The 20,140-nt window shown below is 62.0% G+C and carries 24 protein-coding genes; 10 read left to right on the top strand and 14 right to left on the bottom strand.

Going from position 1 to position 20,140, the window contains the following annotated elements; genetic code table 11:
• Positions 1-30 precede the first annotated feature (30 nt).
• Genes R1W00_RS01815 through R1W00_RS01780 form a run of 8 tightly spaced genes read left to right on the top strand, consistent with a single transcriptional unit; the run spans position 31 to position 5,745 of the window.
• A complete protein-coding gene (locus R1W00_RS01815) occupies positions 31-918 on the top strand; it encodes an ABC transporter permease (RefSeq protein ID WP_317261003.1) in 888 nt (295 codons plus the stop codon).
• A complete protein-coding gene (locus tag R1W00_RS01810) occupies positions 918-1,583 on the top strand; it encodes a hypothetical protein (RefSeq protein WP_317261002.1) in 666 nt (221 codons plus the stop codon). The genes R1W00_RS01815 and R1W00_RS01810 overlap by 1 nt, the downstream gene beginning before the upstream one ends.
• Positions 1,576-2,412, top strand: coding sequence for an ABC transporter ATP-binding protein (locus R1W00_RS01805; RefSeq protein ID WP_317261001.1), 837 nt, complete (start codon positions 1,576-1,578; stop codon positions 2,410-2,412). The genes R1W00_RS01810 and R1W00_RS01805 overlap by 8 nt, the downstream gene beginning before the upstream one ends.
• Entirely contained in the window at positions 2,409-3,002 is a 594-nt protein-coding gene (locus tag R1W00_RS01800; protein ID WP_317261000.1) for an SCO family protein, read from the top strand. The genes R1W00_RS01805 and R1W00_RS01800 overlap by 4 nt, the downstream gene beginning before the upstream one ends.
• The gene (locus tag R1W00_RS01795; protein WP_317260999.1) at positions 3,002-3,433 is read left to right on the top strand and encodes a copper chaperone PCu(A)C; all 432 of its coding nucleotides are present in this window, start codon (positions 3,002-3,004) and stop codon (positions 3,431-3,433) included. Before R1W00_RS01800 ends, R1W00_RS01795 begins: the two co-directional genes overlap by 1 nt.
• Positions 3,423-4,010, top strand: a complete 588-nt coding sequence (locus R1W00_RS01790) for a c-type cytochrome (RefSeq protein WP_317260998.1) — start codon at positions 3,423-3,425, stop codon at positions 4,008-4,010. Before R1W00_RS01795 ends, R1W00_RS01790 begins: the two co-directional genes overlap by 11 nt.
• Positions 4,007-4,738 carry a Crp/Fnr family transcriptional regulator gene (locus R1W00_RS01785; protein ID WP_317260997.1) on the top strand — a complete coding sequence of 244 codons (732 nt, stop codon included), beginning with the start codon at positions 4,007-4,009 and terminating at the stop codon, positions 4,736-4,738. The genes R1W00_RS01790 and R1W00_RS01785 overlap by 4 nt, the downstream gene beginning before the upstream one ends.
• The gene (locus R1W00_RS01780; RefSeq protein ID WP_317260996.1) at positions 4,735-5,745 is read left to right on the top strand and encodes a YeiH family protein; all 1,011 of its coding nucleotides are present in this window, start codon (positions 4,735-4,737) and stop codon (positions 5,743-5,745) included. Before R1W00_RS01785 ends, R1W00_RS01780 begins: the two co-directional genes overlap by 4 nt.
• A 36-nt stretch (positions 5,746-5,781) precedes the next feature.
• Here R1W00_RS01780 and iolE read toward each other — a convergent pair whose 3' ends face one another.
• From iolE to R1W00_RS01720, 12 genes are all read right to left on the bottom strand, one after another.
• On the bottom strand, positions 5,782-6,678 hold the full coding sequence (gene iolE / locus R1W00_RS01775) for a myo-inosose-2 dehydratase (protein WP_317260995.1): 897 nt from the start codon (positions 6,676-6,678) through the stop codon (positions 5,782-5,784).
• A gap of 36 nt (positions 6,679-6,714) precedes the next feature.
• On the bottom strand, positions 6,715-7,746 hold the full coding sequence (locus tag R1W00_RS01770) for a Gfo/Idh/MocA family oxidoreductase (protein ID WP_317260994.1): 1,032 nt from the start codon (positions 7,744-7,746) through the stop codon (positions 6,715-6,717).
• An 11-nt stretch (positions 7,747-7,757) separates the two neighbouring features.
• Positions 7,758-8,531, bottom strand: coding sequence for an SDR family oxidoreductase (locus tag R1W00_RS01765; RefSeq protein ID WP_317260993.1), 774 nt, complete (start codon positions 8,529-8,531; stop codon positions 7,758-7,760).
• A gap of 3 nt (positions 8,532-8,534) precedes the next feature.
• The gene (locus R1W00_RS01760; protein ID WP_317260992.1) at positions 8,535-9,356 is read right to left on the bottom strand and encodes a TIM barrel protein; all 822 of its coding nucleotides are present in this window, start codon (positions 9,354-9,356) and stop codon (positions 8,535-8,537) included.
• A 142-nt stretch (positions 9,357-9,498) separates the two neighbouring features.
• Entirely contained in the window at positions 9,499-10,530 is a 1,032-nt protein-coding gene (locus R1W00_RS01755; RefSeq protein ID WP_317260991.1) for a LacI family DNA-binding transcriptional regulator, read from the bottom strand.
• Between the two features lie 69 nt (positions 10,531-10,599).
• Positions 10,600-11,415: an MBL fold metallo-hydrolase gene (locus R1W00_RS01750; protein ID WP_317260990.1), complete on the bottom strand. Its 816-nt coding sequence runs from the start codon at positions 11,413-11,415 to the stop codon at positions 10,600-10,602.
• Positions 11,412-12,167, bottom strand: coding sequence for a hypothetical protein (locus tag R1W00_RS01745; protein WP_317260989.1), 756 nt, complete (start codon positions 12,165-12,167; stop codon positions 11,412-11,414). Before R1W00_RS01745 ends, R1W00_RS01750 begins: the two co-directional genes overlap by 4 nt.
• Entirely contained in the window at positions 12,164-12,778 is a 615-nt protein-coding gene (locus R1W00_RS01740) for a cysteine hydrolase (protein ID WP_317260988.1), read from the bottom strand. The genes R1W00_RS01745 and R1W00_RS01740 overlap by 4 nt, the downstream gene beginning before the upstream one ends.
• 11 nt (positions 12,779-12,789) lie before the next feature.
• Positions 12,790-13,590: an ABC transporter permease gene (locus R1W00_RS01735; RefSeq protein WP_317260987.1), complete on the bottom strand. Its 801-nt coding sequence runs from the start codon at positions 13,588-13,590 to the stop codon at positions 12,790-12,792.
• On the bottom strand, positions 13,590-14,573 hold the full coding sequence (locus R1W00_RS01730) for a hypothetical protein (RefSeq protein ID WP_317260986.1): 984 nt from the start codon (positions 14,571-14,573) through the stop codon (positions 13,590-13,592). Before R1W00_RS01730 ends, R1W00_RS01735 begins: the two co-directional genes overlap by 1 nt.
• Positions 14,570-15,643, bottom strand: coding sequence for an ABC transporter ATP-binding protein (locus R1W00_RS01725; protein ID WP_317260985.1), 1,074 nt, complete (start codon positions 15,641-15,643; stop codon positions 14,570-14,572). Before R1W00_RS01725 ends, R1W00_RS01730 begins: the two co-directional genes overlap by 4 nt.
• A 5-nt stretch (positions 15,644-15,648) precedes the next feature.
• Entirely contained in the window at positions 15,649-16,734 is a 1,086-nt protein-coding gene (locus R1W00_RS01720) for a PotD/PotF family extracellular solute-binding protein (RefSeq protein WP_317260984.1), read from the bottom strand.
• Between the two features lie 239 nt (positions 16,735-16,973).
• Between R1W00_RS01720 and R1W00_RS01715 the strand changes: the two genes are divergently transcribed.
• On the top strand, positions 16,974-18,050 hold the full coding sequence (locus R1W00_RS01715) for an isopenicillin N synthase family dioxygenase (protein WP_317260983.1): 1,077 nt from the start codon (positions 16,974-16,976) through the stop codon (positions 18,048-18,050).
• 3 nt (positions 18,051-18,053) lie between these two features.
• Positions 18,054-18,509 carry a hypothetical protein gene (locus R1W00_RS01710; RefSeq protein ID WP_317260982.1) on the top strand — a complete coding sequence of 152 codons (456 nt, stop codon included), beginning with the start codon at positions 18,054-18,056 and terminating at the stop codon, positions 18,507-18,509.
• Positions 18,510-18,622: 113 nt separating this feature from the next.
• Here R1W00_RS01710 and R1W00_RS01705 read toward each other — a convergent pair whose 3' ends face one another.
• A complete protein-coding gene (locus R1W00_RS01705; RefSeq protein WP_317260981.1) occupies positions 18,623-19,246 on the bottom strand; it encodes a hypothetical protein in 624 nt (207 codons plus the stop codon).
• 52 nt (positions 19,247-19,298) lie between these two features.
• Positions 19,299-20,138, bottom strand: coding sequence for an SDR family oxidoreductase (locus R1W00_RS01700; protein ID WP_317260980.1), 840 nt, complete (start codon positions 20,136-20,138; stop codon positions 19,299-19,301).
• Positions 20,139-20,140: the final 2 nt, after the last annotated feature.

Raw genomic sequence — 20,140 nt, 5'->3', positions numbered from 1 at the left:
CGGTTCACGCCAGCCAAGATGAGGCACGCCATGTCCACCGCCGTGAAACCCGCCGCGCCTGCGCCCAAGGCCGCCAAAGCCGCGCCCGAGGCCCCGCGCCCCCCGATGACACCGCCCCCGCGCCCGACGATGGCGCATCACCTGCGGGCCTTGGATTGGGGACATCTGGGGATCGTCGCGGCATCTCTGGGGATCGGGGTTTTGCTTTGGCATATCGTGACCGCGATCAACCTGAATTTCTTTATCAATTTCGAAAATGTCCCGTCGCCTGCCAAGGTGTTTATGGCCTTTATCGGTCATATCCAGACCAGCATTTTCTGGACCCACATCGGCGTGTCGATGCGCCGAATCCTGATCAGTTTTTCCATCTCGACGGCGCTGGGCATCGGGATCGGATTGATGATGGGGCGGTCCAAAATCGCGCGGGCGTTTATCATGCCCTATATCGAGGTCGTGCGCCCCATTCCGGCGGTTGCGTGGATCCCGTTGGCCATTTTGATGTGGCCGACCGAGGAAAGCTCGATCATCTACATCACCTTTCTGGGCGCGCTGTTTCCCATTGTTCTGAACACGCTGCACGGGGTGCAACAAACGCCCGAGGTTCTGGTGCGCGCCGCACAGTCCCTTGGGGCGTCGCGCACGGCCGTGTTCACACAGGTCGTTATTCCCGCGGCATTGCCGTCCATCGCCGCAGGTCTGGCCATCGGGATGGGGGTCAGCTGGTTCTCGCTCTTGGCGGGGGAGATCATCTCGGGCCAATACGGGATCGGCTATTTCACGTGGGATGCCTATAGCCTGATCAACTATCAGGACATTGTCGTCGGCATGTTGGTGATCGGGTTTCTTGGCACCGGATCGACCGCCGCTGTGCGTCTAATGACCCGCCCGATGCTGGCGTGGCAAAAGAGGACGCGGTGATGGGGGGTCTGGGCGTCATTGGGGCGGAGATCCGCCAGAGCTGGCCGCGGATGGTCCTGAACGGTGTTCTGGTCGCGGCCCTGTTTCAACTGTTCATGCTTGTCGCGCTGATTGCCCGGTTTCAGGCCCTGCCGAATTACGTGACGGGCTATGACTGGTTCGGGAATGTCATCCACATCATCCGGTCCACCCCGTCCTTGTCGGACATGGGCCCGATCATCTGGGAAGAGTGGCTGCTGGAAGTGGGTCATATGAATTATGACTACGGCGCGGGCATTTCGGAATGGTCGCTGAACGTCATCCCGTCCCGCCTGTTTGTCCTGTTCATCCTTGGGGCGATGATGGCCCTGTGTCTGGGATTGATGCGCGGGGACACCTGTTCGCGCACCGCATCGGGGTCCATGCGCGCGGCCACGGGATTGGGCGCGTTGTTGATCGCCATGACCAACGCCACGATGAGCTGGGTCGTCTGTTGCGCCACGCCGACATGGGTCGTCGGTCTGGCGATGCTGGGCCTTGGGGTGTCGTCCTCGCTTGCCCTCGAACGGGTTGGGCCCGTGTTTTCCATTTTCGGTTTTGCCCTGTTGGTGGCGATGATTTTCACCCTCGCATGGCGCCGCGCGCGTCAGACCGCCGAACCCAAAGGAGCGCTCAGCAATGCTTGATGTTCTGAAATTCAAATCCCCGACCAAGGACACCGGCAAAGGCAAGGGCCGGATTGACGTCAACGATGTGGTCATCCGGTTCGGCAAGGGCGCGGATACGCATCTGGCGGTGGACAAGACCGAGGTTACGATCGAGGCGGGCGAATTCGTCTGCATCCTTGGCCCGTCGGGATGCGGGAAATCGACCCTGCTGAACGCCATCGCGGGATATGTCAAACCGTCCGAGGGCGCGGTGACGGTGGATGGCGAAACCGTTCAAAAACCTGGTCCCGACCGTGGGATGGTGTTTCAGCAGTATTCGCTGCTGCCGTGGAAGACGGTGTATGAGAACGTCGCCTTTGGCCCCAAAATGGCAGGACACAGCCGCACGGAATCGGGCTCTATCGCCAATACGTTTCTGGAACTGGTGGGGCTCAAGAAGTTCGGGGATCGCTATCCGGCGGAACTGTCGGGCGGGATGCAGCAACGGGTGGGGATTGCCCGCGCACTGGCCAATTACCCGTCGGTCTTGCTGATGGATGAACCGTTTGGCGCGCTGGATGCCCAGACCCGCCTGATGATGCAGGAAAGCCTGCTGGAGATCTGGCGCAAGTTCGGCACAACCGTGGTCTTTGTCACCCATGACGTGGATGAGGCGGTGTTCCTTGCCGACCGCGTTCTGATCATGTCCGCCGCCCCCGGGCGCATCATTGAGGACGTGCGCATCGATCTGCCGCGTCCGCGCTCGACCGACATGGCCTCGACCCCCGAATACGTCAAAGCGCGCCAATTCTGCCTCGACATCATCAAGGCCGAAAGCCGCAAAGCATTCGAGAACCAGAACACATGAAACAGCTTGTCGCCTTTCTGCTCTGGATGATCGCCGCCGCCCCCGTCACCGCACAGGTGCAGGGGGTGAAACTGGATGAACCTGTCGAACTGCCCGCCTTTGCGTTTGAAAACGGGATTGGTGAGACGTTCAATCCCGATACGCTTCAGGATCAATGGACCATCGTGATGTTCGGCTTTTTGTCCTGCCCCGATGTGTGCCCGTTTACCATGGGCAACCTTGAGGCCACGATCGCCGAAATGGGTCTGCGGGTGCGTCCCGACAACGTGCCCAAGGTGGTGTTCCTGTCCGTCGATCCCGACCGCGACGCCGAATTGATCAGCACCTATGCCAAGTTCTTTCACCCCGATTTCCAGAGCTTTACCGGCGCGCGCACCGACATTGATGCCTTGATTGAGGCGACGGACAGTTTCTATCGCCTGATGGCCCCTGATGAGGATGGATACTATGAGGTGCAGCACAGCTCATCCGTGTCCGTGATCGCACCCGATGGCACCCTGCGCGCCAAGCTACAGCCGCCGTTCGATCCCGGTCTAACCGCCGAATTCCTGAGCCAGCTGCAAATCCAATACCGGCGTGAGGCATCGTGATGAAACACGTTCTGATGGGCCTTGTGGCCGCCTGTTTTCCCGCCGCCCTTTGGGCCCAAGACATCACCGCGACAGAGGCCGTCGTGCCCTTGGCCCCGCCGGGTGTGATGACGCATGCGGCCTATCTGACGCTACACAACACGGGGCAGGGCAGCCGCACCCTGATCGGTGTTCAGGCCGACGGCTATGCCATGGCCCATCTGCACAGTTCCGAGGAGAAGAACGGCGTGGCCACCATGTCGGTGCTGCACGGGCTAGAGATCGGCGCGGGCCAGACTGTGACCTTGGAACAGGGCGGCACGCACATCATGCTGATGCATCCCGCCGCGCCCCTGACCGAGGGGGAAGAGGTCGCCCTGACCCTGCAATTCGCCAATGGTGAGACGGTCGAGGTCACCGCGCCGGTGAAACGGCTGGGCTATGGGTCCTAGGGCGGGTCTGATCGCCTTGGCCCTGTGGGCCGCAACCGGCGTCACAGCGCGGGCCGATTTCGACGCGACCGCCTATCCGCCCTATGAACGCTGCGCCCTGTGTCACGGGTTGTTCGGCGTCTCGGCCAATGCGAAATTCCCCAACCTCGCGGGGCAGGACCCGACCTATATCGACGCGCAAATCCGCGCCTTTCTGGCCGGTACGCGCCATAACGACGGCGGACAGATGGTGGCGATTGTGTCCGAACTCCTGCCCGAGGAAATCCCCGTCGTGGTCGAATGGTTTTCCACCCAAGACCCGCCAGCCCCCGCAGTGCCCGAGGGCGATATCGCCACCGGTCAGGCCGCGTTTGACGCGCGTGGCTGTGGCACCTGTCACGATGACACGGCGGATTATCTGGGCGTGCCCCACCTAACGTCCCAGCACGCCGGATACCTTGAAAAACAGATGCGCGATTTCCGCGACGGCGCGCGGGACACACACGACGGATGTCTGCCCCATGCCGCCCTGATGCCCGACCAAGACGATGAAATCGCGGCGATTGCCGCCTACCTATCAACGGTGCCCCGACAATGACCATCATGACCGACAGCGACCTGCATTTTGACGGCCCCGGCGCGATCTACCTGTCCGAATATTTCCTTGAACTGAATGAGGGCGCGGGGTTTTTGGCCGCGCTGTCGGACGAGGACCGCAAGACCGTGCGCAAACACGGCAAACGTTGCACCTTTTCCAAGGGCGAGAGCATCTTTCACCAAGGGGCCGCGCACACCGGTGTCTGGATCATCGAAGAGGGGCGCGTGCGCACCTTTTACACCGGCCCGTCTGGGCGCGAGATTACGCTGGCCTATTGGAGCCAAGGACATTTCGTCGGCGGTCCCGAGGTCTTTGGCAAGGGGCGGCATGTCTGGTCGGGCGATGCGCTGGAGGATTGTCAGATGTTGTTCCTGTCGGGCAGTAGCCTGCGCACGCTGGTCCAACAGGTGCCCGAGGTCGCGCTGGCCGTGATCGAGGGCCTCGTCGCCAAGGGCAAGAGCTATAGCGCGCTGATCCAGATGCTAGGCACGCGGACAGTGTCCGAACGGTTGCGCCAATTGCTGGTCATTCTGGCCGACGCCCATGGCCGCGAAGAGGGCGACACGATCGTCATCGACCGCAGCCTGACCTATGAACAGATCGCCGCGATGGTCGGGGCCACGCGGCAATGGGTGACACAGTCGCTGGACAAGTTGAAATCGGCGGGGGTTCTGGAGATCACCCGCACCGAAATCGTCATCCGCAATCTGGAAAGCCTCGAGGAATGACACCCGCCGACGTGCCCCCAACGGCCCGCCGTCTGCGCGAGCGGGTTGATCCCTATGCGCCGGGCATCGCGGTCGCGGTTGTGGTCAGCTTGGCCGCCTATGCGATTGGGGCGCGCTATCAGGCGCCGGTGATGTTGTTCGCGCTGTTGCTGGGGATGGCGATGTCCTTCCTGACCGAGGACGACCGCATCGCCCAAGGGGTCCGCGTGATGGCGTCCACGGGTTTGAAACTGGGCGTTGCCCTGATGGGGCTGCGGGTGTCCTTTGACGTTCTGGCCGATCTGGGGGCGGGCGTTTTGGTCGTGCTGGTTCTGGGCAGTGGATCGACCATTCTGATCGGTCTGTTGATCGGGCGCGCCATGGGCTGGGGCGGGTCGCGCGCGGTGATCGCCGCAGGGGCCGTCGCGATTTGCGGGGCGTCGGCGGCTCTGGCCCTTGCCTCGGTCACGCGGACCTTCAAGGGCAAAGAGGATCACACATTGGTCGTCATCATGTCCGCCACCGCCCTGTCGACGATTGCGATGATTTTCTATCCGCTGATCCTTGGGGCGATGGGGTTTGATCACACGCGGGAGGGGCTAATCCTAGGCGCATCCATCCATGACGTGGCCCAAGTGATCGGCGCGGGCTTTTCCGTGTCCGAAGAGGCGGGCGAAACCGCAACCCTGTCGAAAATGGCGCGGGTGTCGATGTTGCCCTTGGTCCTGTTGATGGTGCCCACGGGCGGCGCGGCGGGGACGGGGCGGCGCATCCACCTGCCATGGTTTGTGGTGGCGTTTGTGGTGCTGATGCTGGTGAACCAGTTCGTGGCCCTGCCGAGCGCCCTGACGGACACATCACGCACGGTGTCGGGTGCGTTGCTGATCACGGCGGTTGCGGCGCTTGGCCTTGGTAGTGCGCCGCGAAAACTGTTGCGCACCTGCGGGCCGACATTTGCCGTGATGGGCGGGCTGTCGGTTTGGTTGTTGGCGGTTGCCGTGATCGGGGTCAGCATGATTGCCGGATGACCGGCGGCGCACGTCTGGCACCGCCGGCCCTGTGGCCTAGATCAGGCCGACCTCGCGGGCCTGACGTTTCAACGTGGCAAGGCCAAGCGTCTGATAGAGCAGCGGGTTGCGCACGTCAGGGTCTTGCTCGGCCTCAATGACGATCCAGCCGTCATAGCCATGATCGGCCAGTTGTTTCAGCAGAGGCGCGAAATCCACGGCCCCCTCTTGGTCACCGGGCACGGTGAATGCACCGGCCAGAACGCCCTGAATGAACGACAGACGCTCATCCCGCACACGCTTGGCCACCTCGGGGCGCACGTTTTTCGCGTGGAAATGGACAACGCGGTCGATGTGGCGCGCCAGAACCGTCGCCGGATCGCCGCCGCCAAAGAAACAATGCCCCGCATCAAACAGCAGCTTGGTCGCCGGACCGGTCGCGGCCATAAACGCATCGATTTCCTCGGCGCTTTCGACAATCGTTCCCATGTGGTGGTGATAGGCCAAATGGATGCCTTGGGACGCCATATAGGCGGCGAATTCTTCGATCTTGGCCCCGAATTCGGCCATGCCTTCGGGTGACAGGGACGGCTTGTCGTTGACCGGCACGTCCGTCATCGAATGGATCGCGTTCGAGGTTTCGCACGTCACACAGACCTTGCACCCGTTTTCGCGCAGCTTGGCCAGATGGGGTTGGAACGCCTTGATCTCGTCCTCGACCGAGCGGGTCAAAAGTTCGGTCGAGTACCACCCCGAGATGAAGGCTAGGCCATAGCTGCCCAACATCTCGCGCAGCTCAACAGGGTCTTCGGGCCAGCGGTGGCCGTTCTCAATCCCGTCGAACCCGATCTGGCGACCGGCCTCATCCAGAATGCGCGCGGTCGGGATATTGGCCCCGATGGTTTGGTCGTCGTCATTGGCCCATGCGATGGGGTTGGTGCCGAATTGGATCATGCTCTTGGTCTCTTGGATAGGTGGGCGGGGCCCGTGTTAGTCTGTGATATCAACGGTGTGACCGGTTTCAGCGGCCTCGCGCGCGGCGTCCAGCACCCGCATCGTGTGCAATGCGCCGACGGGCGGGACAGGGCCGATGTCGCCCGAACGCGCGGCGGCGGCAAAGGCCGTGTAGAGGTCCGAGATGTTGGATCGTACCGAGGGGATCGTCACCGTGCCGTCCTTGGTATGCAGCGTGCCCCACGCGTATTCGGGTTCAACGGCCCATCCACCCGGATCATCCTTGGGGTGGTCGCCGTCAAAGATGCGGCGCGTCTGAACATCGGTACCATTGGCCACATATGTCCCCTTGTCGCCGTAAATGCGGAATTCACGACCCTCGCAGAAATTGATCTTGGACGCCGAGGAATAGGACTGCGTGCCCGATGCGTGCTGGATATGAACGGCAAAGCTTGCATCCGTGCGACCCTCGGGCAGATCGACATAATTCATCTGCGCGTCCACCGCGACGGCAGGGCCAAACAAGAGCAGCATCTGATCAAGGACGTGACTGCCCAAATCGCGCAGCAATCCGCCCCCGGGCCCCGTGGCAACGGTGTCCGGTTCGTTCAGGTCCATGCGGTTATAGGCGCGCTGAACCTTGCCGAGGTGGCCGTCGTCGATCACGGTTCTCAACGTCTGGAAATCGGTGTCCCAGCGGCGGTTGTGAAACACGTTGAGCAAGACGCCCTTGGCCTTGGCCGCCGCAACCATTTCCAGCGAGTCCGCCAAGTTCGGCGCAAACGGCTTGTCACAGACCACATGCAGACCGGCGGCAATCGCCTCAAGCACCAGCGGTTTATGCGTCTCGGGCGGGGTGGTGATGGTCACCATGTCGATGCCGCCCGCCGCGATCATGTCGCTCAGGCTGGGGAACACCGCGACACCGGGCAGGTCGCGGGCAAGTTCCGCGATCTTGTCCGGCGAACGCGCAACGACGCCCACCAGTTCGACCCCCTCGGCGGCCTCAATGAAGGGCGCGTGAAACACCCGCCCCCCAAGGCCATATCCAACCAGTCCAAGCTTCATCGTCTCTCCAATCATTCGGGAAGGGCGCCGATGACGTGCTGATCGAAATCGACGATCGCCCCCGTCATCACGCCCGACACAGGCGACAGCATCAGCGACGCTTGGCGCGCCACGCTGTCGGGTTTTACAAGGGTGCCCATGGGCTGATCCGCTTCGGCAAGGGCCAGCCAATCGTCGCCCGCCCCGTGATAGGCGCGTTGCACGCGGTCCTCACCGGGCGTGTCCATCCAGCCGCAGTTGATCCCGTTCACACGGATATGGTCGCTGCGCAGGGCCTGCGCGGCGTTGCGCGTGATGTTGGTCAGGGCGGCCTTGGACGCGGCATAGGGGGACAGAAAGCTCTGCCCGACATAGGCCGACACGGTCAGGATATTGACCACCGACGCGGGCCGACCCGCTGCCACGGCGTTCTGCGCAAACCGTTGCAGCGCGAAATAGGGCGAGCGTGTGTTGATCGTGAACACCCGATCAAAACTCTCGGGCGTGGTGTTCAGGATTGAGCCCCGCTCGGTCGTGGCACCGGCCACGGCCAAGGCGTTCAGCCCGCCCAAATGCGCGTCTGCTGCATCGACCAGCGCGACCACGGCCTCTGTGTCGGCCAGATCGACGGGCATAAAGGTCGCGCCAATTTTGGCGGCGGCGGCCTCGCCCTTGGCGGTGTCGCGACCGGCAATGACCATGCGGGTACAGCCGCCTGCGATCAGTTGCTCGGCAATCGCCGCGCCCAAACCTTCGGTGCCACCAATGATCAGGGCCGATGTGTCGTGATGGGGAATGGTTGTCATAGCTTAAACAAACGCCTCGATTTGCGCCTCAATGTAGGCAAAGGACGCACCGATGTCGTGCAGCGGATCGCGCAGGGCCTGTGTCTCGGGCGAAAAGCATTCATAGGACACCGGCCCGTCATAGCCCGCGGCCCGCAATGCGGCGATCTGGTCGACCGTGCCAAGGCGATCGTCCGGCCCGACCAGAACGCGGTGCGCGTCTTGCATTTCATCAAAGGTCAGTGACGGGTCGGTCACCGCCGAAATATGCACGATGCCGGTATGCGCGGGGTAAAAATCCCCACCACCGGCCAGCGCGTGATGGAACGTGTCATGGACCAGCTTGACCCGATCCGCGATGTCGAGGGCCACAATCGTGTCGACCAGTTCTGTCTTGGAGCGCAGGGACGACCGGCCAAAGCCCAGCGGTTCCACCAGTGCGACCATATCCGCCGCGACCAGCATGGGGTAGATGTCCTTGAGAGCAATCCGCAGGTTGGCCTGACGTTCGCCATTGCCCGCGCCGGTGCCGTCGTTGCGGGGGATCAGACTGATGGTTTCGGCCCCTGCGGCCTTGGCCGTGGCGATCAGGGCGGCGACCTCCTCCTTGCGCGCCGCGTCCCACGCGTTGAACGGATAGACCTGTGACAGGCCGACAAGGCGCAGGCCGTGATCGCGGATCATCTGACCGGCCTCGGTGGGGTCCATCCCGTCAAACAACGGACGCCCCAGCGCATCCATATCATTGCGCGCCTCCACCCCGACACAGCCCAAGGCGCGCGCAAGGTCCAGAAATGCCGCAAAGCTGAGGTGCGGGGTGGTCATCTGGTTCAACGCTTTTTTCATCATGCTCCCCGTCGCCCGCGCCTTCGGGGCCATGTGTCGGCCGGACGTTGCGCGCAAAGACCCGTGTCCGTCAATTTGACCGCAGGCGTTTCGCGTCAATTATGACGTTTTTCTGTGGGTGCAAAATGACGGAAAAACGTCATTACAGCATCTCGGGCAGATAGACCTTGGGGTCCAGAAACCGCTGTCCCGCATCTGAAAGGCCATCCTCGGACAGGGCGGCGGCCAGCGTGTCGACCAAGTCGCGGCACAGTTCGGGCAGGGGGGTGGAATTCACCATCTGCACATAGCCATCGGCCAGCGCGGCGCGGCTTTCATCGGTCAGTTCGTTGACAATCAGGGTAACCTTGTTGGGCGGGCGCGCCTCGCGCAGGGCGGCAATCGCGCCCTCCATCCCGCCGCCCGCAACATAAATCCCCGCCAGATCACTGTGCCGCGTCAACAGGTCCAGCGTCGCCTCATAAGTCACTTGGCGCGTTTCCAGATTGACCAAGGTGTCCAGCACCGTGAACGCCGGTGCCTCGGCGCGGATAAAGGACCGAAATCCCACCTCACGCAGGTCATGCCCATGCCAGCGGTTGCCGCCAACGAACACCGCCAGCTTGCCTGGCGTGCGGGAGATGCGGGTCATGAACCACGCGGCACTGCGCCCAACCTTCATATTATTAAGGCCCAAATAGGTTTTGCGGATGCCTTGTGCCGTGTCGTTCAACAGGGCGAACACCGGCACGCCGTTGTCTTGCAGCTCGCTCACGGCCTCATCCACCTTGCGGTGGTTCACCGCCACACAGGCCAGCGCGTCAACCTCGGCCCCGAGCGTCCGAATTTCATGCGCGAAATCGTCGGGTGATTGCGAGGCCGCGAACCGGATCACCACCTCGCCGCGAAAGTCACGGCGTGCGGCCATGGCCAATTCGATCTCACGCGCAAAATTGCGGTAAAACTCTTGCCGCCGTTTGACCAGCACCAGACCCAAGCGTCGTTTCGGGACGGAGGCGTCCAGCTTGTGGTTGAGAACACCCTTGCCGTGATAGCCGACGCGATGGGCGGCTTCGGCAATCTTGCGCAAGGTCTCTTCGCGCACCGTCAGGCGACCGTTGATCGCACGGTCGACGGTGGTCACGCTAACCCCTGCGGCGCGGGCGACGTCTTTGATTGTCGGGCGGTTTGCCATGGTGATGCCTTTGACGTTTTAACGTCATTTGGCGTCATCTTTGATGGATTGGCAAGGTCCGCGTGGAGTTTACCCCGATTGGCGTTGATCCGCGCGGTCTTGCTGATCCCAAAGACCCTCATAATGGGCGATGATTTCTAGCATCCGCGCGCGATCAAAGCTGGGGTCGTGGCCGCCGTGCACGATGGTGACAGGCAGGGTCTTCAGCAGGGCAAAGGTGGCGCGGTAGTCCTCGACGCTCATCCCCGGGCCTTCAAAAATCAGGGGGCCGTCATAGATCGCATCGGCCCCGAACAGGACGCCAGTTTCCCGTTCAAATAGCCCGATCCCGCCCGGCGAATGGCCCGGCAGGTGCAGCACCTCATAAACGTGATTGCCCAGATCAACCGTATCCCCGTGGTTCAACAGTCCGGTCGCCGGCGCACCCTGCAGGCGATAGGTCTCGGGGTCATAGCCCGCGAACGGCAGGGCCTCGATCAACAGCTCGCCAATCGGGGGATAGCCCGCGTCCAGAAACGTCTGCAACAGGGTCTCGGGCATGTCGCGGCGAAACAGGGTTGTCAGGCCCGACGGCGCGGCCATCTCATCGGCCTCGGCGGGGTGGACAAGGCGGATGTCGAATTCATGCACCGCGCCGATGTGGTCGATATGGGTGTGGGACGAGACACAGATGATCGGCTTGGACGGGTCTTTGCGCAGGCTGTCCAGATAGGGTTTGAACGGGATCACGCCCATGCCGGTGTCAAGGATCATGTCCTTTTCCGTGCCCTCAACCAGAAACATGTTGGCCTGTTCCAGAACGTGAATATGCGGCTCTAGGATCAGGGTGGTGTCGGCGTCGATCTTGGTGGCGGTGAACCAGTGGTCTGCGACGGGTAGGGTCATGCGGAAAGCTCCTGTAGCGGGGCGGGCAAGGGGATGTCGGTGCGCGTGCCGTCAAATCCGGTGCGCGTCCAGATCAGGGCGTTTGAGGTGTGGCGCAGGGCGGGGGCGTTTTCGACAAAGGGGTTGGTTGAAAGGGTCGCCATGCCCACCCCGTCCTGCCATGTGCCAAGGGTATATTGCGCGGCGAAACCGGCGGCACGGGTGGCGGGATCGTCGGTGCCTGCGCGCAGCACGTCGATCAGATGCGGGTCGGCGGCGTGGCGGAGTGGACCGCTGGCCACCTGAAACACATGCGCGTTCCAGACGGTGATGATGCGCAACCCGTCGATCTCAACCGACAAGGCGTTCAGGGGCGGCGTCGCCACCCCGTGCCAGCGTTCGCGATAGGTGGCATGCACCCCGTCCTCAATCAGCGCGCCATCGTCCTGAAACCACATCGCGCCCGCATCCACCGGCGCGGGCAGGCCGTGCAGGTTGATATGACGCGCCCATGTGCAGACGCCGCCCGAAACGGTGATGTCGCCCGCGAACCCCTCGGCCTGCATCAGATCGGCCAGCACGGGCGAGGGCAACTCGGCCAGACAGGTCGCATCGCCAAGGTCGGGGCGGTGCAACGGCACACGGATGTCGGCATAGATCCCGTCGCCCTGTAGCCAATGCACACGGGTGGTGTCATCGAACCGGTCGGGCGTCTTGATCCAGTCGCGCCGCCAATGTCCGCGTAGGTCGGATGCGGTGATCACGCTGCTCACTCGGCGGCCATTTTTGTCGATTGCAATTCGGCGATGATGTCAGATGCGCTTAGGACGGCGCCCTCTTGCAGATACTCCATCGCGTTCAGGGACGCCTGATGCGCCTCGGGCGAGGTGCCGCCAACGCAGTCGCCAATCACACGGCAATAGTAATCGTGCTGATGCCCGTCGGCGAATGTGTAATGCACACAGACATCCGTCATCCCCCCGATCAGGATCAGCGTCTGCGCCTTGAGCCCCTTGAGCAGGATTTCGGTCTCGGTCCCGAAGAAACAGGAATAGCGGCGCTTGTGCACGAAATAGTCCGTGTCGCGCATGTCCATTTCCTCGGCGGCGACGGGCGTGCCCGGTTCGCCCTCCATGCAATGGATGTCCTCGCTCCCGTCCAGTTCGCGCCCGTAATCGACCTGATTGCGGCGGTGGATTTCCTGAAAAAAGATCACCGGAATGCCCGCGTCATGGGCGGCGTCGATGACGGTGCGGGCGCGCTCCATGTTCTCGCGGTATTTGGGCATACAGGGGATGCCGGCCTTGTGCTCCATAAAGGCGGATTTCTGGATGTCGATGACCATCAGAACCGGTTGACCGACAAGAGTGGGTTGGCGTGCCATGGGGGTGCTCCTTAGGTTTTGGATTGATCGGCCCCCATCAGGCGCGGCAGGTCACCCCAACGGGCCACCGCCGAAAACACCAGAACAGAGACTGTGATGAACGTGATCGCGCCGACGGCCATCGTGGGCGTATAGCCGTTGCGCAGCGAGTTGAAGATTTGCAGCGTGACCGTCGCATAGGCTGAGGCCGAGACGAAGAACATCACGATGAATTCGTTGAACGACAGCACCAGCGCGAAAAAGAACCCCGAGATCGTATACGGTAGGGTCTGGGGCAGGATCACGGTGCGAAAGATCATCGCCTCGGTCGCGCCCATGGTCGCGGCGGCCTCGATATTGGCGCGGTCGATGGATTGCAGGCCGATGGAAATCGTCACCAGAGGCAGGGCCAGAAACAGGATGCCGTGGCTGATAATCCCCGCCGCGATCGTGCCAAGCGCGCCGAGAAATGCCCAGAAAAACCCAAGGCCCACGCCAAACACGATGGGTGGCAGGGCAAAGGGCATGGACCCCAGCGCGGCAAGGGTCTTGGACGCCTTGGACCCGGAGGACCACAGGACATAGGCCAAGGGCCACGCCAGAACCACCGCCAGAACCGCCGCGCCCACCGCGATGATCATCGAGTTCAGCAAGGCCGTGGTCCAGACGGTTTCGGTCACAAAGAATTCCCAGAACCGGTCTAGTGTCGGGTCTTCGGGCGGGAACAGCATGGTGCGCCCGCTGTTCAACGCGGAGGCCGCCACCACCACAATCGGCAGGGCCAGCACAACCGCCGACAGGGCCATGAACAGATGTCCAACGATCCGCAACATCACCGTGCCCCCCCCGAGGCGCGGTTCAGCGCCTGACCAAGGCCAAGGAACACCGCCGCCGTGATCAACAGGATCACCGCCTGCGTGGCGCCAAAGGGGGCGTTCAAGGACGCGCCACGGACGCTTTGATAGATAGAGACGGCTGTGGTGTGCTTGTCCGGATTGGCGAAAACCGTGATCGCCACATAGGTGCCCAATAGAAAGACGAACAACAGAAACGTCGATCCGATTACTGGCAGACGCACCGAGGGCAGGATCACCGTGCGCGCCACCGTAAATGGCCGCGCGCCCATCGTGCGGGCGGCCTCGATCAGGGACGTATCCAGCCGCGATAGCGCGGGGTAGAGCAGGATCACCGCATAGGGCCAGACCAGATAGGACATGGTCAGGATCGTCGCGAATTGCGACGGTTTGAATTTGACGTTGCGCGGGTTCGCAAGACCCCAGTCGCGCAACACGTCGAACCACCCAACGTCCTTCAGCCACGCGGTCAGGCCCGTCGCCTTGAACAACGCAGGCAGGCCCGAGCGGTTGGACAACAGGATGTCCCAGCCCATGACGATGAACACTTCGGACAGCGACAGCGAGGCCAGCAGAAACACCAGCCACCGCGCCTGTGCCGCGCGCGACAGGCGGGTCATCAGATAGGTAAAGGGCAGCGCGCTTGCCACCGCCAGAACCGACGCGATCACCGCATACCACAGGGCATAGCCAAGGCGTTGCAGATACAGAAACGTCACCGTGTCTGGCCATTCCGCGCCGACAAAAAACCGTTGGTAATTCTCGAACGTAAACGCCCATTCCCACGCCGCGCCTTCGATTTTTTGGCCAAAGGAAATCGCGATGACCAATCCAAAGGGCACGATGCAGAACACGACCAAAACGACCCCGATGGCCATCAGGATCAGGTTCGTGCCGCTGGCCCAAGTGGGGCGGCTGCGCGCGGGTGGGGCGGCAAAGGCGGTGTCGTCTATCGTCGTCATTCGGCGGCCATCGCGGTCTGGTCTGGCGCGGTGCCGTCGGGAAACAGTTGCAGCGCCCCAACCGGCAAATGCACGCCCACGCGGTCGCCCTTTTTCAGGGTGGTCGGGGCCATCGTCGCGGCAAGTTCGGCCACCAGAGTGCCAATCGGCGTGTTCAGGTGGATTTCGCGGCTGGCCCCCAAATCGCGGACAAAGACAACCTCGCCCATCAGGGGACCGGCGTCGGTCAGGGTGATTTGTTCGGGGCGGCAGACGACCTGAACCGGTGATCCGTTGATGAACCGTGGCGGGGGCGAGATCGGCAGATAGCTGTCGCCGATCACGACGCCCGCATCGCGCACCGTACCGCGCAGGAAATTGGCCTTGCCGATGAACTCGGCCACAAAGCTGTTGGCCGGGGTGTTGTAAATCCGATCGGGCGGGGCGACCTGTTCCAGACGGCCCTTGGACATGACCACGATCTGATCGGCCATGGTCATCGCCTCACGCTGGTCATGGGTCACGACGATGGTGGTGATCCCAAGGCGTTGTTGCAGAAGGCGCAGTTCGACCTGCATCTCTTCGCGCAGTTTGGCGTCCAGCGCGGACATCGGTTCGTCCAGCAAAAAGATATCCGGTTCCTGCGCAAGGGCGCGGGCGATGGCGACGCGCTGCCGCTGGCCACCGGACAGTTGCCCGATGCGCCGGTCGGCAAATCCGGTCAGTTGCACAAGGTCCAACAGACGATCCGCGCGCGTGCCCGCCTCGGATTTCGACACGCCCGCAATGGTCAGGGCATAGCCCACGTTTTCGCGCACGTTCAGATGCGGAAACAGGGCAAAGTTCTGAAACACCATGCCGAATTTGCGCTTGTGCGCGGGGTGGGCGGTCACGTCCGTGTCGCCCAGCATGATGCGCCCCGTCGATGGCGTTTCCAGCCCCGCAATCATGCGCAACAGGGTGGTTTTGCCGCATCCTGACGGCCCCAACAGGGCCGTCAGTTCGCCATCACCAAAGCTGAGGTCCATCCGCTCGACCGCGGTTTGGGTGCCAAAGGTTTTGCTGATGGCCTCTAGGTGTAAACCGGCCACGAGGCTTATGCCCCACCTGCCAGCATCTTGTTCCAGTTCTCTTGGATAAAGGTCTCGTTATCCAGATAGGCCTCATAGGCGGGTTTGATCGCGGGCGTGCCCGACACAAAGGCGAATTCATCGTCCGTCAGGTCGGTCTTGGATTTGTCGACCAAGGGCGCGGTGCCGATCATGCGCGACATCAGGGCCTGAATGGCCGGATCAGAGGTAAAGTTCATGAACTCAGCCGCCTCATCGCCCTTTTCGGACAGCGACGACAGGCACCACGAGCCGTAGTCCTGCGGGTTGCCCTCTTTGGGGAAGATCGGCTTGATCGGGAAACCGTCGGCCGCCATCAGGTTCGACACATCAAGGTAATACTGACCGCCGATCACGTCGCCGTTCTTCATCGCCTGTTCCATCTGGCTTTCGGCGGACCACCACAGGGCGACGTTGGGTTTCAACTCGGCCACCTTGTCGATGATCGCCAGAATGCCCTCTTTGGTTTTGAAGGTCTCTTCGCCGTCAAAGAAGGTCGCGGCGGTGATGTCGAGGAATTGCGCGTTAAAGCGCTGGGCGATGCCGAGGCTGGCCTCGAACTTGTCCGTGTCCCAGAATTCCGCCCACGAGGCAGGGGCCTCAACCTCATCAGGGTTGATGACCATCGAGGTGAACCACGACATGGCACCGACGCCAAGCGGACCCTCGGCCCCTTGGAAGACGAAATATTCGTCCAGGTTCGATGTCGCGGGCATCTTGGTCAGGTCCAGCGGCGCAATCAGACCGCCGATGCGGCTGGCCTTGATCATGGTGTCGCGCGCGTAAAGGGAGATGTCGGCGGGCACGGACCCGGCGGCGGTCGCCTGCTGCATGGTGATCAGCCAGTCGGACGAGTTCGGCTGGGTCACGCTTTCGACCGCGATCCCCGTGGCCTCGGTAAAGGCGGGGTAGATGTGGGTCTTGAAGCTGTCTTCGAAATAGCCGCCGTACGAGCCGATTTTCAGGCTGCGGGTCTGGGCGATCAACGGGGTGCCGATGACGCTTGCCCCTAGGCCAAGGCCCGCGATTCCGGTGGCGGATTTTAGTAGGCTGCGTCGGTTGAGTGTGGACATGTGACGATCTCCCATAGTCGGTCGTATGTTCGGTTGTTGGTGTTATTTGCTCAGCGTCCCGACCATTGGGCCGTTTGGTCAAATCCCAGTTCCGCCGGTGGACGTAATAAAAGGCACAGCCCTGATCGGATGATTAAAATTCAATCACCTAGGTCGGACCATGCGCCCTTTTTCATCCCGTGCGTGACTTGGGGGCTGTCGCTGGGCAGGATTTATGCGCAACCTAAAGGAGAAGTGACATGCTGCACGGCGACTCGCCCTCGCAAACGGCCCTGTCGGTCGAAGAGGCCACCCTACCGGTTATCGATTTGTCCGGACTGTTTACCGGATCGGATGAGGACAAGGCCCGCGTGGCGTCCGAATTGGGCGCGGCTGCGCGCACCTCGGGGTTCTTTTATATCCGCAACCATGGCATTCCACAGGACCTGATTGACGCGCTGTTCGCAGCTTCCAAGCAGTTCCACGAGCAACCCCGCAGTATCAAGATGAAGAACTGGTGCGGGTTCACGACCAACCATCGCGGCTATGTTCCGTTTGAGGAGAACGGCACCAAGTTCCCCAAGAAGATTAACTTTAACGAGGCGTGGGATATGTCCTATGAGGCGCCCGCCGATCATCCCGATTACCTTGCCGGCTGGCGGATGACAGGCCCCAATGTCTGGCCCGACATTCCGGGGTGGAAGGACACGGTGTCGACCTATTACGACGCGGTGTTTAACCTTGGTTTGCGGATGCTGGATGCGCTGGCGCTGGAACTGGGTGTTCCGACCGAGGAACTGACCCAGCACATCACCTGTCCGACCTCTCAACTGCGCCTGTTGCGCTATATCGAGAATGACATGCCCAAGTCGGATGAGGTCGTCGGCATCGACGCGCATTCCGATTTCGAATGCTTTACCATCCTGTTGCAAGGCGGTCCGGGGTTGCAGGTGATGAACGCCGAGGACGTCTGGATCGAGGCCCCGCCGCTAGAGGGATGTTTCGTGGTGAACATCGGGGACGTGTTCGAAACGTGGTCCGGTGGGCGCTTTAAGTCCACCCAGCATCGCGTTGTTAATATTGGGAAAGAACGGTATTCGGCGCCGCTATTCTTTGGGTTGGATTATCACGCGATCATTGAGCCGCTTGAGAAATTCCGCACCCCTGAGGCAATCGAAAAATATCCGCCGACCAAGGCCGGTGATCACCTGATGCGCATGTCTCTGCATGCCTTCCGCTATATGGCCGAGGCGCGGGATAAGGGCCTGTTCACGCCCGATTATGAGGTGCCAGAAGAGAACCCGTTCAAGCGCGAAGCCAAGATGCCCGGGGAATAACCCGTGGATCCGCATCCCGATTTTGCGACCTCAAGTCCGCCGCGTTCGGCGGTCTTGGGGACATTTCATCTGACCCCGCTGGACCCGTCCGTCGTGGACGAGGATTTCGCGGTCGTGACGGGATCGAGCGCCGTTTTGAAGGGGCTGTTCGGGGATGATTGGCCGGTCGGTTTGACCCTGTCGGAAAACGCAATTGATCTGGCGTGGCATGAGCGGGAATTTACCTCTTCGCGGTCGTTTGCGTGGGTGACCCGTGATGGTCACGGGACTTATCTGGGCTGCGCCTATGTCTATCCCGATCTGGGCACGCGTGGGTCGGGGACGGTGATCACATGGATGCGGGATCGCGCCGACCGCGCGGCGTTGCTGACCGCGTTTAACGATGTCTTTATGGCCTGGATCGCCGCGTATCTGCCAGCGGGTGGCGAGTATGCTCTGACCACGAACGCCGATTTCTAAAACGCGGGCGGATGTGTGAATTTTCGCGATATTTCGGGCAGACTCGCTGCTTTTGAAAATCAACCTAAAGAAGAGCGTTTCGATTTCAACAACGCGCCATGGGTTTTGATGGGTTATTTGATCGGCGCACTGATAGGTGCATCGCGCCATAGGCGTACCGCGATCAGAAGGAACCATAGGATTGCCCCGAGGCCAAAGATTGCGCCCGCCGGATCGCCCGCGGCGGGGATGATCGTTGCGACGCAGGACAGGCCCGTTAAGGCACCGACCCAACGGATGCCGCGTCCGAAATGTCCTGCGCCGAGACTGACCAGAGTGATCCAAAACCCGCCCGCGATTTCGTTGCCCCCGCCAAGGCCAAGCTCAACCGCGTGCAACACATGCCACAGGGGCGCGGCGGTGTCGGGGTGGGCGGTCGCCATTTCCACGGCGACGTTGGCGATCATCCCCGCGCCAAGGACCAGCGCGGCCCAGATCAGGCCCGCGCCCTGCGCCACGGCGGCCATCGCGGGCGCCCCTTCACGCATCCGCGCGGACAGGGCGGTGACCAAAACGAGCAGAGCCAAGGCGTTCACGATATAGATCACCGTGTTCCACGCGATCATAACGCCAGGCACGGTTTGGACCGCCAAAGGCAATTCGCCCAGCGGCGTATCGACATAGCCCAAAGGCACAAGGATCAGCAGCAGAACCGCCATTCCGATCACATATGTCAGGGCACAAATGAGGGCGGCCATGCCACCCGCGCGGGAGAGTGTCATTTTGATAATTACGAATAAATTGAGCGCTCTATACGGCGTTTTGAAAGTGATTTCGCAGCTGGTGGTTCCCATGGCATTCGCCGATCATGTCCATGCCCATCGCCGTCAGAAAGAACCGCGCGGGGCCTGCGATCTGACGCGGGATGCCAAGGCGCAGCATCTGGATCGCACCGCGCCGGACCGCGTCGGGCAGGTGTGTCACCCGTGCCGGACGTCCCAAAACGTCAAAGGCCAAGGCGGCCAGTTCGTTGTGGGTAAACACGTCCGGGCCGCCGATATCGACCCATGGGCGGCGGGCCTCGGTCGCGTCGACGGTGGCGGCGGCAAGGTCCGAGCCGTGGATCGGGTTGATCCGGTTCTGCCCGTCCCCGAACAGCCAGACCCGCCCGCCGCGCGCCATGCTCAGGAAATCCCCCATGTCTGAAAAATACCCCGACGGGGCCATGATCGTATGCGCGATATCGGCGGCCAACAGGGCGTCCACGAAATCGCATTTCGCAGCGACCAAGGGCACGTCGCGCATCGCGGCGGCGTTCAGGACATGGGCATAGGCGAATTGGGGCACATGGGCGCGCAGGGCCTCATGCAGCAGGTTCAGGTTCGCCTGATAATCGACGTCGCGATAGCTCAGGCCGTCGTTCTGTTTCGTGATCCCAAGGGCCGAGACCACCAGATCCGCGCCCGCCATCACCCCGCGCAGGGTGTTTGGATCGGTCGCCTGCGCCTCAACCAGACTGTCGGCGGCCAGATCGCGCGCGCGGGATCTATCACGCACAAGCGCGGTGACGTACCACCCGCGGCGGCTGTATTCCGCGCAGAGGTGACGGCCCAGATACCCCGTGGCTCCGGCGATAAAGACGGTGTTCATGG

Source organism: Rhodovulum sp. FJ3 (assembly GCF_032918305.1).
Taxonomy (GTDB): domain Bacteria; phylum Pseudomonadota; class Alphaproteobacteria; order Rhodobacterales; family Rhodobacteraceae; genus SAT37.
The sequence above is the reverse complement of the archived record's forward strand: the minus strand, read 5'-3'. Positions and strand labels throughout refer to the sequence as shown.